Source organism: Streptomyces sp. HUAS MS02 (assembly GCF_055702265.1).
Map to the genome: position 1 here is coordinate 9,583,547 of NZ_CM146747.1, position 14,888 is coordinate 9,598,434.

Below are 14,888 nucleotides of genomic sequence, written 5' to 3' on the forward strand. Positions count from 1 at the left end.
CCCCAGGAACAGCCGGCTCCCCTCCCCGCGCACCCCACCCCAACTCCCGCGCAGTGACGCAACGAAGGGCATCCACCCAGATGGCACCGAAGACGAAGACGGCCGACGACGGCAGTGGCCTGGTGGAGATGGCCTGGGACCCGATCACCCGGATCGTGGGCTCCCTGGGCATCCACACGAAGATCGACTTCAAGCAGAAGCGGGTCGCCGAGTGCTACAGCACGTCGTCGGTCTTCCGTGGCTACAGCGTCTTCATGCGCGGCAAGGACCCCCGCGACGCCCACTTCATCACCAGCCGCATCTGCGGCATCTGCGGCGACAACCACGCCACCTGCTCCGTGTACGCCCAGAACATGGCGTACGGCGTGAAGCCCCCGCACCTCGGTGAGTGGATCATCAACCTCGGTGAGTCGGCGGAGTACATGTTCGACCACAACATCTTCCAGGAGAACCTGGTCGGGGTCGACTACTGCGAGAAAATGGTCAAGGAGACCAACCCCGGTGTCCTCGAACTGGCCGAGCGCACCGAGGCCCCGCACGCCGCCGAGCACGGCTACCGCACGATCGCCGACATCATGCGCTCGCTCAACCCCCTGGAGGGCGAGTTCTACCGCGAGGCGCTCCAAGTCAGCCGCTACACGCGCGAGATGTTCTGCCTGATGGAGGGGCGCCATGTGCACCCCTCCACGCTCTACCCGGGCGGCGTCGGCACCATCGCCTCCGTCCAGCTCTTCACCGACTACATGAGCCGCCTCATGCGCTACGTCGAGTTCATGAAGCGTGTCGTACCCCTGCACGACGACCTGTTCGACTTCTTCTACGAGGCCCTGCCGGGCTACGAGGAGGTCGGCCGCCGCCGCGTCATGCTCGGCTGCTGGGGCGCGCTCAACGACCCCGAGTACTGCGACTTCACCTACGCCAACATGACCGACTGGGGACGGAAGATGTTCGTCACCCCCGGCGTCGTCGTGGACGGCAAGCTCGTCACCAACGACCTGACCGAGATCAACCTCGGTATCCGCATCCTCCTCGGCAGTTCGTACTACGAGGACTGGCAGGGCCAGGAGCAGTTCGTCACCCACGACCCGCTCGGCAACCCGGTGGACCCGCGCCACCCGTGGAACCAGCACACCATCCCGGCCCCGCAGAAGCGGAACTTCGACGACAAGTACAGCTGGGTCATGTCCCCGCGCTGGTTCGACGGCAAGGACCACCTCGCCCTGGACACCGGCGGCGGCCCCATCGCCCGCCTGTGGTCCACCGCCCTGTCCGGGCTCGTCGACATCGGCTACATCAAGGCCACCGGCCACAGCGTGGTCATCAACCTGCCCCGCACCATGACCAAGCCGGAGACCACCTTCGAGTGGCGGATCCCGAAGTGGTCCAACGCCCTCGAACGCAACCGCGCCCGCACCTACTTCCAGGCCTACGCCGCAGCAGTCGCCCTGCACTGCGCGGAGAAGGGCCTCGCGGAGGTCCGCGCCGGACGCACCCAGACCTGGGAGAAGTTCGAGGTCCCCGACCAGGGCATCGGCGTCGGCTTCACCGAGGCGGTCCGCGGCGTCCTCTCCCACCACATGGTGATCCGCGACGGCAAGATCGCCAATTACCACCCGTACCCGCCGACCCCCTGGAACGCCAGCACCAGGGACACCTTCGGCACCCCCGGCCCGTACGAGGACGCCGTGCAGAACACGCCCATCTTCGAGGAGAACACCCCGGAGAACTTCAAGGGCATCGACATCATGCGCGCCGTCCGCAGCTTCGACCCCTGTCTGCCCTGCGGCGTCCACATGTACGTCGGCGACGGCAGGACCGTGAAGTCGATGCACGTCCCCACCGGCCTGAGCGGACTGGGCGGATGAGCGCGCCGACGGCGACGGCGCCGGTGACCGCGGAGCAGACCGGACGCAGGGTCGAGGAGGTGCTCGACCGCCTCGCCGAGAGCGGCGACCCGGCCGTCACCGCGGCCGCCGAGGAACTCGTCCGTGCCCTCATGGACTTCTACGGGGCCGGCCTGGCCCGCATCCTCCACCTGCTGTCCTCCGCGCCGGGCGACCCGTCGGCACGGCTGCTCGGCGACGAACTCGTCGCGAGCCTCCTGGTCCTGCACGACCTGCACCCCGAGGACCGCGACACCCGGATCGCCCGCGCCCTCGACACCGTCCGTGAGCACACCCTGGACGTCATGGACCTCGACGAACCGACCGGCACGCTCCGGGTGCGCGCCCGGGCGTCCGGCGGCTGCGGCTGCGGCTCCGCCGCGGACGCCCGGCAGGCGGCGGAGGCGGCCCTCGTCTGCTTCGCACCCGAGGTCAGGGCCGTCCACGTGGAGACCGCCCCCGTGGAACCCCCGCTCCTGCAGATCGGCTCGGCGCCGACGGGGGCCCGATGACCACGACGACCGCCCCCACGCCGAACGCCGGTCCCGGCGCGGGCCTGCGGCGGTTCCGCACCGAGCGTCCACCGCGCCAGGAGCGGTGCGAACTCTGCGCGGTGGTCGTGCCCGAGGACCACCGCCACCTCGTCGACACCGACAGACGCGCCCTCGTCTGCGCCTGCGGCCCCTGCGCGCTGCTGATGGAACAGCCCGGCGCCGCCGCGGGCCGCTTCCGCGCCGTCCCCGCCCGCTACCTCACCGACCCCGCACACCACCTGGACGACACGGCCTGGGAGGCGCTGCAGATCCCGGTCGGCGTCGCCTTCCTCTTCCGCAACGCGGCGCTGGACCGGCTGGTCGCCCTCTACCCGAGCCCGGCCGGAGCCACCGAGAGCGAACTCGAACCGGCGACCTGGGAAACGGTCCTCGCCGGCAGCCGCCTCGCCGACCTCCTCGAACCCGACGTGGAGGCACTGCTGCTGCACCGCACCGACGGCCGCGGCGAGTGCCACCTCGTCCCGATCGACATCTGCTACGAACTCGTCGGCCGCATGCGCCTGCTCTGGCAGGGCTTCGACGGCGGAGCCGAGGCCCGCGCCGCCCTGGACACCTTCTTCGCGGACGTCGCACGACGCGCCCGGCCCGTGGACGAGGCGGTGCGGCCATGACGGAGTTCTCCTTCGCCTGCACCGGCGTCCGCGCCGACCGGTACGCCGCCGGACCCACGCTCGTCTTCCGGCTGCGCGTCACCGCCGCCGACAACGCCCATGTGCACGCCGTCGCCCTGCGCTGCCAGATCCGCATCGAACCGGCCCACCGTACCTACGAGCCGGCCGAGGCCGACGGGCTGACCGACCTCTTCGGCGAGCGCTCACGCTGGGGCAGCACCCTCCAACCGGTGCAGTTCGCCCAGGTCGCGCTCATGGTGCCCAGCTTCACCGGGGAAGCCGATGTCGACCTCGTCGTGCCCTGCACCTACGACATGGACATCGCCGCCACCCGCTATCTCACCGCCCTCACCGACGGCGAGGTCCCCCTGCTGATGCTGTTCTCCGGCACGGCGTTCACCGGCACCGGCGGCTTCCGGGTCGAACCCGTCCCATGGGACCGCGAGGCCGCCTTCCGCATGCCGGTCGCCACCTGGCGGGAGATGATCGAGCAGCACTTCCCCGGCTGCGGCTGGATCCGGCTGCCCCGCGACACCATGGACGCCCTCCTCGCCTACCGATCCCGGCACGCGCTGTCCTCCTGGGAGGCGACCCTCACCTCCCTGCTCGACGACAGCCGCGCGGCCGAAGCCCCCGCGAGGGACCCGCTGCGCGCCCTCACCGGCAGCACCGGAAGGACCGACACGTGACCCTCACCGCGTTCGCCGCCGAGACCGAGGAACGGTTCGCCCTCGCCCGGCAGGTGGCCGACGCCGTCCTCTTCGAAGGCTATGTGCTCTACCCGTACCGCGCCTCGGCGGCCAAGAACCGGCTGCGCTGGCAGTTCGGGGTGCTCGTGCCGCCCGCCTGGGGCGCCGAGTGCGACGAACACGACTTCCAGCACACCGAATGCCTGATGGAACCGAGGGCGGGCGCGACCCTCTCGGTGGAGGTGCGCTTCCTGCACGCCCGGCGGCGCACGGTGCAGCGGGCGCGCCCGGACGGCGGCTTCGACACCGTCCCCGAACTCGACCTCGACGACCGCGTGCTGGTGCCCTGGGACGAGGGCGTCGAGGAACGCGTCGAGGTGATCGCGCCGGTGGACGCGCTCCTCGGCGACGGCGTCACCCACCCCTTCCACCTCCCGGCCCGGGAGGACACCGCGCCGGTCCTGGACGCGGCCGGCCGTACCGTCGGCCGACTCCTCCGGCGCCGCGAGGAGATCCACGGGACGGTACGGCTGTCCGCCCGCGAACTCGACGGCCCCTACCGGACGTTGCGCCTGACCGCGGTCGTCGAGAACACCAGCGGCTGGACCCCGCCCGAAGGACACGGCGCCGACCGGGACGCCGCGCTGCCGCACTCCCTGGTGGCCACCCACCTGCTCATGGCCCTCAGCGCCGGATCGTTCCTGTCGATGACCGATCCCCCCGAGTGGGCCAGGGACGCGGTCGCCGCCTGCCGCAACCTGCACACCTGGCCCGTACTCGCCGGGGAACCCGGCCGCGCCGACCTCGTGCTGTCCTCACCGATCATCCTGGACGACCACCCGGCCATCGCTCCGGAGAGCCCCGGCGCGCTCTACGACGCCACCGAGATCGACGAGATCCTCGCACTGCGCACCGCGGCCCTCACCGACGAGGAGAAGCGCGAGGCCCGGGGCACCGACGATCGGGCCGCCGCCGTCATCGAGTTGGCCGACTCGATGCCGCCCGAGGTCCTGGAACGGCTGCACGGCGCGGTACGGAGCCTGCGCGAGATCACTGTCCCCGACCCCGCCGCCCCGGGCCCCGGCCTCCCGGACACCGTCGCCCTCGGCCCCGCGTTCGGCGCCGGTGTCGACGGCTTCCCCGACGAGTACGGGGTGCCTCGGCCGGACACGCCCTGGTGGGACCCCGCGAGCGACGCGGGCTACGACCCGACGCGGGACCGCGTGGTCGTCGACGGCCGGTCGGTGGGCAAGGGCAGCCGTGTCGAACTGCGCCCGGGGCTGCGCCGCACCGACGCCCAGGACATCTTCCTGCGCGGCCGCACGGCCGAGGTCGAGGCGGTGCTCCACGACGTCGACGGCGGGGTGCACCTGGCGGTCACGGTCGAGGGCGACCCGGGCGCCGACATCCGGCGCGAGCAGGGACGGTACCTGTACTTCCAGCCCGACGAGGTCACCCCGCTGGAGGACGACGCATGAGCGGCTCCACGCGCTCCGGGCCCAGAACCCTCGTCGCCGGCATCGGCAACATCTTCCTCGGCGACGACGGCTTCGGCGTGGAGACCGCCCGCCGCCTCGCCGAGCGCGACCTGCCCGGCCACACCGAGGTCGTGGACATCGGTGTGCGCGGGGTGCACCTCGCCTACCAGCTCCTGGACGGCTACGACACCCTCGTCCTCGTCGACGCCACGGCACGCGGCGAGGCCCCCGGCACGCTGTACGTGATCGAGCACGACGACACGGCGCCGGACCCGTCGCCGGGCACCCCCGCCCTCGACGGCCACCGGATGACCCCCGACACCGTCCTGGCGCTGCTGCGCACCCTCTGCGCCGGGACCGGCGGCGAGCCACCCCGCCGCGTCCTGGTCGTCGGATGCGAACCGGCCTCGGCGGACGAGCGCATCGGACTGAGCGCACCGGTGTCCGCCGCCGTGCCGGAGGCCGTCCGGCTGATCGAAGAGCTGCTGCGGAACGGCGAGCCGTCCGTGGCACGGGCCTCAACCGCTGAGGCTCCGACATGAGGAGAGACGGGATGAAGAAGATCGTCATCGGAGGAGCGGCCATGGCCGCCCTGGTCGCCGTCGCCGCCGAGCTCCTGCCGGACCTCAGGCGCTACCTGCGCATCCGACGGATGTGAGGCACGGCCGTCGGTGGGTGCGCCGAGCGGTTGCGTCGAACGGCGTACCCGCCGTGCCGTGACGGCGCGGCGGGCCGCGGGATCCGCGCGCGCACACCTGTAATGAACCCCGGCGCAAGGCAGGCTGCGGAAGGACCACAGACCCATGCACGAGATGTCCGTCGCGCTGGCCGTCGTCGACCAGGTCGCGGAGGCAGCCGGCCGGGCCGGAGACGTCACGGCGGTGCGTGCGGTCCGGCTCCAGGTGGGCGAACTGGCTGGCGTCGTTCCCGACTCCCTCGCCTTCTGCTTCGAACTGGCCTGCGCCGGAACCCTGTTGGACGGTGCCGAACTGGTCACCGAGGAGGTGCCGGGGCGGGCCCGCTGCACCCCCTGCGCCCACGAGTGGGCCGTCGGCATGCCTCCCCGACTCACCTGTCCCGCGTGCGGCGGTACGCGAACCGAACTGCTGGCGGGCCGCGAACTGCAGATCGTAGACGTGCGCTGGGAGGACGGCGGCCCCGCGCGTCCGTCCCCCCGCGAACCGATCTCCGAGGAGAGCTGAACCATGTGCCGTGTCGCCGACCTGCGCCAGGCCGTGCTCGCGAAGAACGACGCGAGCGCCCACGAACTGCGCGCCGCCCTCACGGCCCGGGGCACCGCGGTCGTCAACCTGCTGTCCAGCCCGGGCAGCGGCAAGACCGCGCTCCTGGAACAGGAACTGCTGCGGGCACGCGAGCGGTCGATCCCCGTGGCGGCGCTGAGCGCCGATCTCGCCACCGAGAACGACGCGATCCGCCTGGCGCGTTCGGGTGTGCCGGTGAAACAGGTGCTCACCGACGGACTGTGCCATCTGGAGGCCGGCATGCTCGCCGGGCAACTGGACGGCTGGTTGCCCGACGACGTCCGGCTGCTGTTCGTGGAGAACGTCGGCAACCTCGTCTGCCCCGCCTCCTACGACCTGGGGGAGACACTCCGGGTCGCCCTCGCCGCCGTCACGGAGGGCGAGGACAAGCCGCTCAAGTACCCCACCGCCTTCGGTCTGGCCCAGCTGGTCGTGGTCACCAAGACGGACCTCGCGGAGGCCGTCGAGTTCAACGAGGTCGCGTTCCGCAAGAACCTGGAACAGGTCAACCCCGGCGTCGAGGTGATCCTGACCTCGGCCCGCCGGGGGTGGGGCGTCGGGGCACTGCTCGACCGCGCGCTGGCCACCGCGGACGGCTCACCCGCCCACGCGCCGGTCATGTCCCGGCAGCCCCACCACCACGGGCACAGCCACAGCCACGGCCACAGTCACGAGCACGCTCATGGTCACAGCCACAGCCACGGCCACACGCATGGCCCCACCCCCACGCACCCGGAGGCCCCCGAAGCCATGGCCCACCCCCAGTCGTGAGCGCCCCGCAGGCCCAGGCCGTCGTCACCGAGGTCACCCGGCTGCGGCGCCGCGTCACCGTCCGGGGAGTCGTCCAGGGCGTCGGCTTCCGGCCCTACCTCTACAGCCTCGCCACGGACCTCGCCCTGGCCGGCCATGTGACCAACACCCCGGAGGGCGTCGTCGTGGAGGTCGAGGGCACCGCCTCGGCCGTGGCCCGGTTCTGCGACCGGATCGCCGCCGAGGCGCCCCCGCTGGCCCGCGTCGACTCCGTCGACCACCGCGAGGTGCCTCCCGTCGGCGGCACGACGTTCACCATCCTCGCCTCCCACTCCGGTGGACCGGCCCGCACCCTGGTCTCCCCGGACTCCGCCACCTGCGCCGACTGCCTCGCCGAACTGGCCGACGCCACCAACCGTCGGTACCGCCACCCGTTCGTCAACTGCACCCACTGCGGCCCGCGCTTCACGATCGTCACCGGCGTCCCCTACGACCGGGCCCACACCACCATGGCCAGCTTCGCGATGTGCCTCGACTGCGCCCGCGAGTACGGGGATCCGGCCGACCGGCGCTTCCACGCACAGCCGGTCGCCTGCCCGGCCTGCGGCCCCCGGCTGCGGCTGCTCGTCGCCGACGAGGGCGGCCCGAGGAGCGCCGACGGCGGGGACCCGGTCGTCGAGGCGCGCACCCTGCTGGCGCGGGGCGCGATCCTCGCCGTGAAGGGCCTGGGCGGCTACCACCTGGCCTGCGACGCCACCAACCAGGCGGCCGTCGACCTGCTGCGACGCCGCAAGGCGCGCGGCGACAAGCCGTTCGCCGTCATGACCGGGGCGACGGACGACATCCGGCACCTCGTGCGGCTCGGCCCCGAGGAGCAGCAACTGCTGGAGAGCCGGGCCAGGCCGGTGGTCCTGATGAGGCGGCGGCCACGACCGTCGTACGCCGTCGACGTCGTGCGCCCCGCCGAGGCCGTCGCGCCCGGCAGTCCCGATCTCGGCGTGATGCTGCCGTACACGCCCCTGCACCATCTGCTGCTCGGCCTGCCCGGCGACGCGGACGGCCCTCGGCTGCTCGTCATGACCAGCGGCAACGTGTCGGGGGAACCGATCGTCACGGACGACACCGAGGCACTGGAGCGGCTCGCGCACCTGGCCGACGCCTGGCTCGTCCACGACCGGCCGATCCACGTCCCGTGCGACGACTCGGTGGTTCGGGTCTGCGACGGCGAGCCGCTCGTGCTCCGCCGCTCCCGCGGCTACGCGCCGCTGCCGCTCACCCTCCCCCTGCCCGTACGGCCCGCCCTCGCCGTGGGCGGCGACCTGAAGAACGCCTTCTGCCTGGGCTCGGGCCGCCACGCCTGGCTGTCGGCCCACATCGGCGACATGGACGACCTCGGCACCCAGCGCGCCTTCGAGCACGCGACGGCGCAGCTGGAGTCGCTCACGGGGGTGCGGCCCGGGACACTGGCGTCCGACCGGCACCCCGGCTATCGCTCCGCCCGCTGGGCCGAACGGAACGCGGCCGGCCGGCCCGTCGTCCGCGTTCAGCACCATCACGCGCACATCGCCGCCGCGATGGCCGAGCACGGGCTCGACGGCACCCGGCCCGTCATCGGCGTCGCCTTCGACGGCACGGGCCACGGCGACGACGGCGCGGTGTGGGGCGGGGAGTTCCTGCTCGCCGACTACGACGGCTTCACCCGGTTCGGGCACCTCGCCTACGTCCCGCTGCCCGGCGGCGACGCGGCCGTACGGCGGCCGTACCGCATGGCGCTGGCCCATCTGCGGGCGGCCGGGATCGCCTGGGCCGACGACCTGGCCTGCACCGCGGCCTGCCCGCCCGACGAAATGCCGTTGCTGGAGCGGCAGTTGGAGCGCTCTCTGAACTGTGTCCCCACGTCCAGCATGGGCCGGCTCTTCGACGCCGTGTCCTCCCTCGCCGGGGTCTGCCACCGCGCCGGCTACGAGGCGCAGGCCGCCGTCGAATGGGAGGCGGCCGCCCTGCTCGCACCGGCCGAGGACACCACGGCGTACGCCTTCGCCCTCCACGATCCGGAGAACGGCGGGTACGGCGGGTACGGCGAGAACGGCGCGGACGGCGAGGTCGGCGCCGTACGGGCCGATGCGGCGCCCGTGCTCGCGGCGATCGTCGACGACCTGCGCGCGGGCGTCGAACCGGCCCTGATCGCGGCACGCTTCCACCGGGGCGTGGCCGCTCTGGTGCACGGCATGTGCCGGCGGGCGCGGGAGCGGCACGGGCTGGACACGGTCGCCCTCACGGGAGGCGTGTTCGCCAACACGCTGCTCTCCTCGGCCTGCGCCCGCGCCCTGCGCGGGGACGGCTTCACGGTCCTGCGGCACCGGCTGGTGCCGCCGGGCGACGGCGGGCTGGCACTGGGCCAGCTGATGGTGGCCGCCCGGACCGCTTCCACTGCCACCGACTGAGCGACGCGCGACCCACAGCGAGGAGAGGTTCATGTGCCTGGCGGTACCCGGCAGAGTGCTGGACATCGAGGAACGGGACGGCACCCGGATGGCCTCCGTCGACTTCGGCGGGGTGGTCAAGGAGGTGTGCCTGGAGTATCTGCCCGACCTGCGGGTCGGTGAGTACGCCATCGTCCACGTCGGGTTCGCCCTGCAACGGCTGGACGAGGAGTCGGCGCGGCAGACGCTCGAACTCTTCGCCGAACTCGGCATGTTGCAGGAGGAGTTCGGCGACGCGTGGGAGATGGCGGCGGCGGAGGCGGGCGTGGAGCCGGTGGGATCGGTGCCGGTGGCAGAGACGCCGGCGGTAGAGGCGGAAGAGGTGCGCGACCGGTGAAGTACATCGACGAGTTCCAGGACCCGGAGCTGGCGCGACGGCTCCTCGACGACATCCGTGCCACGGTGACCAGGCCGTGGGCCCTGATGGAGGTGTGCGGCGGGCAGACGCACAGCATCATCCGGCACGGCATCGACCAACTTCTGCCCGACGAGGTCGAGTTGATCCACGGCCCCGGCTGTCCCGTGTGCGTGACCCCGCTGGAGGTCATCGACAAGGCGCTGGAGATCGCCTCACGGCCGGAGGTGATCTTCTGTTCCTTCGGTGACATGCTCCGGGTGCCGGGCACCGGCCGGGACCTCTTCCAGGTCCGGGGTGAGGGCGGCGACGTACGGGTGGTGTACTCGCCGCTCGATGCGCTGCGGATCGCCCAGCGGAACCCCGACCGCGAGGTGGTGTTCTTCGGCATCGGCTTCGAGACCACCGCGCCGCCCAATGCCATGACGGTCCATCAGGCCCGGAAGCTGGGCGTCAAGAACTTCAGCATGCTGGTGTCCCACGTCCGCGTACCGCCCGCCATCGAGGCGATCATGTCCTCGCCGAGCTGCCGGGTGCAGGGCTTCCTGGCGGCCGGGCACGTCTGCAGTGTCATGGGCGTGGGGGAGTACCCGGAGCTCGCGCAGCGGTTCCGCGTCCCCATCGTGGTGACGGGCTTCGAGCCGCTGGACATCCTCGAAGGCGTACGCCGGGCCGTCCGTCAGCTCGAGCGCGGCGAGCACACCGTCGACAACGCCTACGCCCGCGCCGTCCGCCCCGAGGGCAACCGGGCCGCGCGGGCCATGCTGGAGGACGTCTTCGAGGTCACCGACCGGGCCTGGCGCGGCATCGGGGTGATCCCCGACAGCGGGTGGCGGCTGTCACCGAAGTACCGCGACCACGACGCCGAGCACCGCTTCGCGGTCGGTGGGATCCGCACGGTCGAGCCCGCCGCGTGCCGCAGCGGAGAGGTTCTGCAGGGGCTGCTCAAGCCGAACGAGTGCGAGGCGTTCGGCACCCTGTGCACACCGCGTACGCCCCTGGGGGCCACGATGGTCTCCAGCGAAGGAGCCTGCGCCGCGTACTACCTCTACCGGCGGCTGGACATGCCCGCCGCCAAGGCCCGGGAGGCGAGCCCCGTTGTCTGACACCACCGATCTCCCCGCCCCCACCACCCTCGACATCGAGTCGTGGACATGTCCGGCCCCCGTGCGTGACAGGCCCCGGGTCGTCATGGGCCACGGCGGCGGGGGAGCGCTCTCCGCCGAACTCGTGGAGCAGATCTTCGCACCGGCCTACGGCGGTGATGTGCTCTCCCAGATGGGCGACGCGGCCGTTCTCGCGCTGGGCGGGGCCCGGCTGGCGTTCTCCACCGACTCCTACGTGGTGCGGCCGCTGTTCTTCCCCGGCGGCAGCATCGGCGACCTCGCGGTGAACGGCACTGTCAACGACCTCGCGATGCGTGGCGCCCGTGCCGCCTACCTCTCCTGCGGCTTCATCCTGGAGGAGGGCGTCGAGCTGGATGTGGTCACCCGGGTCGCCCAGGCGCTCGGCGCGGCCGCGCGCGCCGCCGGGGTGGAGGTGGCCACCGGCGACACCAAGGTGGTGGAGGCCGGCCACGGCGACGGGGTCTTCGTCAACACGGCCGGCATCGGTCTCGTCCCGGCCGGCGTCGATCTACGGCCTCAACGGGTCGTCCCCGGCGACGTCGTGATCGTCAGCGGGGCCGTCGGCGTCCACGGTGTGGCGATCATGAGCGTGCGGGAAGGACTGGAGTTCGGCGTCGAGATCGAGAGCGACTGCGCGGCCCTCGGCGGTCTGGTCGACGCGATGCTCGCCGTCACCCCGGAGCTGCACGTCCTGCGCGATCCCACCCGAGGCGGCCTGGCGGCGGCCCTCAACGAGATCGCGGCGGCCTCCGGCACGGGGGTCGTCATCAGGGAACGCGACGTCCCTGTGCCGTCGGCGGTGGCCAACGCCTGCGCCATTCTCGGCCTGGACCCCTTCTACATCGCCAATGAGGGCAAGCTCGTGGCCTTCGTCCCGCGCGAGCACGCCGACGCGGTACTGGAGGCGATGCGCGCCCACCCCCTGGGGGCCGACTCCGTGATCATCGGCGAGGCCGTCGAGGAGCATCCCGGCATGGTCGTGGCCAGGACCGGCCTCGGCGGCACGCGGGTGGTCGACCTGCCGATCGGCGAACAACTGCCGAGGATCTGCTGACGCGGGCCGGCGGTCCCCGCCGGACCCGCTCGACACCCGCCACCCCCTGTGGTGGCCGCCCGGTCTACGGGTCCTGCGGGTCCACGCCGGTCTTCGCGGCGGCGTCCTTGGTGCCGCTGGGACGCTGGGAGCGGCCCTTGCGGCCGGTGTCGCGGCGGCCCTTCTCGTCGGCGTCGCCGTACTCCTCGCCGCGCGCCCCGTGACTCTTCGCCGTGTCACCCGGGACGGATTTCGTCTCCGCGGCGGACTTCTTCCGTCCCCGGCCCGCCGCTTCCGCGTGCTCGGCCGTACGGAAGGAGCGCGGGGCACTCGGGTTGTCCTGCTGGCGGGTCTCGTCCACATCGGGCGACCAGCCGTGCTGCTCGGTGCCCCGGTGACGGCTCGGGCCCTTGCCGTGCGGCGGTTCGGACGAACGTGGTTTCTTCGACATGGTCCGACCTGTCTGTTCGTGGGCGACGGAGGCGGCGACCATGCGTCACCGCGATGTGTCGATTGTCCCTCCTTGTCATGGTTGGAGCACATCGAGCCCGTGACGGCCGGGGTCAGGGGGTGAAGACCTCGTCGAGGCGGTCGATGGCACCGTCGTCGCCGAGGTGGTACGTGAAGACGAGGCCCGAGTTCGGGTGGGCCTCCAGCCAGTCCAGGAACTCCTGGACGCCGATGGGCTGGTTCGTGGTGCTTTCCACGATGGGCGTGGTCACGGTGATGTCGGCGGCCTGGTCCATCGGGATGTACGTCTCCTTGCCGACCGTCTCGAAGGGGGCGCCGTCCGAGTCCGGGGTGCCGCACCCCCAGTTGCCGTGCTTGACGATCAGGCTCAGGGACCCGCCTTCGGGCGTGTAGCGGTAGACCGCGATCTCGTCGGGTGAGATGGGCATCTTGTGATCGCAGTCGTCCCCGGCGTCGGTGCCCCCGCTGCCGCCCTCGCTGCCGTCCGCGCCACCCGAGTCGGAGTCGTCGTCCGCGCCGGCGGACGCCTTCGCGTCGGGCGTCCCGGCGGTGCCGCCGCTCTTTCCGTCCTCCTCGCCGCCCTCGCCGCCCTTGCCGCCCTTGCCGTCCTCGGCGTCCTCGGCGTGCGAGCCGCTCGTCGCCGTCGCGCTCGCCTTCACATCCCCGTCGGCGGCCTCCGTGCCGCCGTCACCGGAACAGCCGCTGAGCCCCAGCGCTCCGGCGACGCAGATGCCCAGCACGACCGCTCGGGCGGCGCCGGGTCTGCGGCGGGTCTTCCTCGGCGTCACGTTCATGGCTCGTCCCTCTCCTGCTTGTTCGCGATCCCCGTGAGCTCCGTCGGCTCGGGAGAAAGGGACGATTTTCGGCCGTCGGCGGTTCACGTCCTGGCCGAATTCTGCACGTCGGCCGGCGCGGTGCCACCAGCGGGGCGTCGCGGGGCCGGGCCGCGGTGCCGCGCGGTCCGGCCCCGCCGTGTCACCTCACGCCTCGCAGGCGGTCTTGGTGTCGCTCGTGTCGGCCGTGCAGGTGTCGGTGTTGGCGCCCCCGTTGAGGGAGTCGTTGCCGAACACGCCGTCCACGGCGTCGAGGGTGTCGTTCCCCGCCCCTCCGCTGTGGGTGTCGCTGCCGGCGCCACCGACCAGGGTGTCGTTGCCCGTGCCGCCCACCAGGAGGTCGTTGCCGCCGAAGCCGGACAGGATGTCGTTGACCGTGCCGCCGGTGAGCGTGTCGCCGAACGGGCTGCCGTACACGATCTCGACGTCCGTGAGGACGTTGTCGCCCTCGCCGCCGATGCCGTCGTCGGCGGCGTTGTCGATGTCGACGACCACCCCGGAGGTGCTCTCCAGGTAGCTGGCGATGTCGCTGGCGCCGCCCCCGCCGCTGAGCCGGTCCGCGCCCGTGCCGCCGATGAGGAGGTCGAAGGTGACACCACCGTTCAAGGTGTCGTTGCCCGTACCGCCGTTGAGGATGTTGCTGCCCGGGCTGGGGCCGCCGTTGATGACGTCGTTGCCGGACTCGCCCTTGAGGTCACCGCGGACGTTGCCGGTCTTGGTGATGATGTCGTTGCCGTCACCGGCGTTGACCACGACCGTGTCGGTGTTGAGGTTCACCGGGCAGGCCACCGAGCCGTTGACCTGGAGCGTGCATCCGAGACCGGCGGTCAGGGTGTCGGAGGTGTCCTGGATGACGACGTTGCTCCCGGACAGGCTGACCGTGATGTTGTTGGCGCGCCCCGCCGCGGCGTTGACGACCACGTTGGTCCCGCTCTTGGACACACCGGTGGCCGCGCTCGCGGGCCCTCCGGCCACCGTCACCGCGGAGGCGGCCGTCGCCGCGACCACCAGGACCCTGAGTAACGCTTTTCTTGCCATGGACTCCCTCTCGATTGCGTCCGTCGACCTGCCCGCGCACCGCCGGTGCGTCGGGCCGCCCCTACGGTCCCCGGCGGGCCCGGGCGGCGCATGGGGGAGGAGCCCCCATCTATCGACGGAGTCGGGCTCGGTCGGTCGGCGGGAGGGTGGCCCCTCGGCAAGAACGAGCGCCCTGGGAGACGGCCCCGCGGCGCCCGGCGGGCCACCCCTGGAGCGCGGTGGGCGGCGGCGTGAAAACTCCTCCGAGTGCCCCGCGCGCGGGCTTGTATTCCGCCTGGGACGGTATCTTTTCGGGGCGGCAGGGATCTTCGCGACCGGCTT

At 72.3% G+C, this 14,888-nt stretch carries 16 protein-coding genes; 13 read left to right on the plus strand and 3 right to left on the minus strand.

Annotation, left to right across the window (positions count from 1 at the left end; all coding sequences use genetic code 11):
- Positions 1-80 precede the first annotated feature (80 nt).
- From ACZ9QC_RS41405 to hypE, 13 genes are all read left to right on the plus strand, one after another.
- Positions 81-1,865, plus strand: a complete 1,785-nt coding sequence (locus ACZ9QC_RS41405; RefSeq protein ID WP_472917837.1) for a nickel-dependent hydrogenase large subunit — start codon at positions 81-83, stop codon at positions 1,863-1,865.
- Positions 1,862-2,395 carry a hypothetical protein gene (locus ACZ9QC_RS41410; RefSeq protein ID WP_472917838.1) on the plus strand — a complete coding sequence of 178 codons (534 nt, stop codon included), beginning with the start codon at positions 1,862-1,864 and terminating at the stop codon, positions 2,393-2,395. The genes ACZ9QC_RS41405 and ACZ9QC_RS41410 overlap by 4 nt, the downstream gene beginning before the upstream one ends.
- Positions 2,392-3,048, plus strand: coding sequence for a DUF5947 family protein (locus ACZ9QC_RS41415; protein WP_472917839.1), 657 nt, complete (start codon positions 2,392-2,394; stop codon positions 3,046-3,048). Before ACZ9QC_RS41410 ends, ACZ9QC_RS41415 begins: the two co-directional genes overlap by 4 nt.
- A complete protein-coding gene (locus ACZ9QC_RS41420; protein ID WP_472917840.1) occupies positions 3,045-3,737 on the plus strand; it encodes a DUF6084 family protein in 693 nt (230 codons plus the stop codon). Before ACZ9QC_RS41415 ends, ACZ9QC_RS41420 begins: the two co-directional genes overlap by 4 nt.
- Positions 3,734-5,215, plus strand: coding sequence for a hypothetical protein (locus ACZ9QC_RS41425; RefSeq protein WP_472917841.1), 1,482 nt, complete (start codon positions 3,734-3,736; stop codon positions 5,213-5,215). Before ACZ9QC_RS41420 ends, ACZ9QC_RS41425 begins: the two co-directional genes overlap by 4 nt.
- Positions 5,212-5,757 (plus strand): hydrogenase maturation protease, encoded by a 546-nt coding sequence (locus tag ACZ9QC_RS41430; RefSeq protein ID WP_472917842.1) that lies wholly within the window; start codon positions 5,212-5,214, stop codon positions 5,755-5,757. Before ACZ9QC_RS41425 ends, ACZ9QC_RS41430 begins: the two co-directional genes overlap by 4 nt.
- Positions 5,758-5,768: 11 nt before the next feature.
- Entirely contained in the window at positions 5,769-5,873 is a 105-nt protein-coding gene (locus ACZ9QC_RS41435) for a DUF6893 family small protein (protein ID WP_472917843.1), read from the plus strand.
- A 145-nt stretch (positions 5,874-6,018) separates the two neighbouring features.
- Entirely contained in the window at positions 6,019-6,417 is a 399-nt protein-coding gene (locus ACZ9QC_RS41440; RefSeq protein ID WP_472917844.1) for a hydrogenase maturation nickel metallochaperone HypA/HybF, read from the plus strand.
- Positions 6,418-6,420: 3 nt separating this feature from the next.
- Positions 6,421-7,248 carry a hydrogenase nickel incorporation protein HypB gene (gene hypB / locus ACZ9QC_RS41445; RefSeq protein ID WP_472917845.1) on the plus strand — a complete coding sequence of 276 codons (828 nt, stop codon included), beginning with the start codon at positions 6,421-6,423 and terminating at the stop codon, positions 7,246-7,248.
- Positions 7,245-9,671 carry a carbamoyltransferase HypF gene (hypF, locus tag ACZ9QC_RS41450; protein ID WP_472917846.1) on the plus strand — a complete coding sequence of 809 codons (2,427 nt, stop codon included), beginning with the start codon at positions 7,245-7,247 and terminating at the stop codon, positions 9,669-9,671. The genes hypB and hypF overlap by 4 nt, the downstream gene beginning before the upstream one ends.
- Positions 9,672-9,702: 31 nt before the next feature.
- Positions 9,703-10,047 carry a HypC/HybG/HupF family hydrogenase formation chaperone gene (locus ACZ9QC_RS41455; RefSeq protein ID WP_472917847.1) on the plus strand — a complete coding sequence of 115 codons (345 nt, stop codon included), beginning with the start codon at positions 9,703-9,705 and terminating at the stop codon, positions 10,045-10,047.
- Positions 10,044-11,171: a hydrogenase formation protein HypD gene (hypD, locus tag ACZ9QC_RS41460; RefSeq protein WP_472917848.1), complete on the plus strand. Its 1,128-nt coding sequence runs from the start codon at positions 10,044-10,046 to the stop codon at positions 11,169-11,171. The genes ACZ9QC_RS41455 and hypD overlap by 4 nt, the downstream gene beginning before the upstream one ends.
- On the plus strand, positions 11,164-12,246 hold the full coding sequence (hypE, locus tag ACZ9QC_RS41465; protein ID WP_472917849.1) for a hydrogenase expression/formation protein HypE: 1,083 nt from the start codon (positions 11,164-11,166) through the stop codon (positions 12,244-12,246). The genes hypD and hypE overlap by 8 nt, the downstream gene beginning before the upstream one ends.
- A 64-nt stretch (positions 12,247-12,310) precedes the next feature.
- On the opposite strand, the gene ACZ9QC_RS41470 is transcribed toward hypE, so the two are convergent.
- From ACZ9QC_RS41470 to ACZ9QC_RS41480, 3 genes are all read right to left on the minus strand, one after another.
- Complete coding sequence (locus tag ACZ9QC_RS41470; protein WP_472917850.1) at positions 12,311-12,676, minus strand: hypothetical protein; 366 nt, start codon at positions 12,674-12,676, stop codon at positions 12,311-12,313.
- A 112-nt stretch (positions 12,677-12,788) separates the two neighbouring features.
- On the minus strand, positions 12,789-13,490 hold the full coding sequence (locus ACZ9QC_RS41475) for a hypothetical protein (RefSeq protein WP_472917851.1): 702 nt from the start codon (positions 13,488-13,490) through the stop codon (positions 12,789-12,791).
- 186 nt (positions 13,491-13,676) lie between these two features.
- Positions 13,677-14,567, minus strand: coding sequence for a calcium-binding protein (locus ACZ9QC_RS41480; protein WP_472917852.1), 891 nt, complete (start codon positions 14,565-14,567; stop codon positions 13,677-13,679).
- Between the last annotated feature and the right edge of the window lie 321 nt (positions 14,568-14,888).

Coding starts and splice junctions, on each gene's coding strand:
- ACZ9QC_RS41415 (WP_472917839.1), top strand. CDS start 2,392: ATGACCACGACGACCGCCCCCACGCCGAACGCCGGTCCCGGCGCGGGC.
- ACZ9QC_RS41430 (WP_472917842.1), top strand. CDS start 5,212: ATGAGCGGCTCCACGCGCTCCGGGCCCAGAACCCTCGTCGCCGGCATC.
- ACZ9QC_RS41405 (WP_472917837.1), top strand. CDS start 81: ATGGCACCGAAGACGAAGACGGCCGACGACGGCAGTGGCCTGGTGGAG.
- hypB (WP_472917845.1), top strand. CDS start 6,421: ATGTGCCGTGTCGCCGACCTGCGCCAGGCCGTGCTCGCGAAGAACGAC.
- ACZ9QC_RS41480 (WP_472917852.1), bottom strand. CDS start 14,567: ATGGCAAGAAAAGCGTTACTCAGGGTCCTGGTGGTCGCGGCGACGGCC.
- ACZ9QC_RS41455 (WP_472917847.1), top strand. CDS start 9,703: ATGTGCCTGGCGGTACCCGGCAGAGTGCTGGACATCGAGGAACGGGAC.
- ACZ9QC_RS41410 (WP_472917838.1), top strand. CDS start 1,862: ATGAGCGCGCCGACGGCGACGGCGCCGGTGACCGCGGAGCAGACCGGA.
- ACZ9QC_RS41435 (WP_472917843.1), top strand. CDS start 5,769: ATGAAGAAGATCGTCATCGGAGGAGCGGCCATGGCCGCCCTGGTCGCC.
- ACZ9QC_RS41420 (WP_472917840.1), top strand. CDS start 3,045: ATGACGGAGTTCTCCTTCGCCTGCACCGGCGTCCGCGCCGACCGGTAC.
- ACZ9QC_RS41470 (WP_472917850.1), bottom strand. CDS start 12,676: ATGTCGAAGAAACCACGTTCGTCCGAACCGCCGCACGGCAAGGGCCCG.
- ACZ9QC_RS41440 (WP_472917844.1), top strand. CDS start 6,019: ATGCACGAGATGTCCGTCGCGCTGGCCGTCGTCGACCAGGTCGCGGAG.
- ACZ9QC_RS41475 (WP_472917851.1), bottom strand. CDS start 13,490: ATGAACGTGACGCCGAGGAAGACCCGCCGCAGACCCGGCGCCGCCCGA.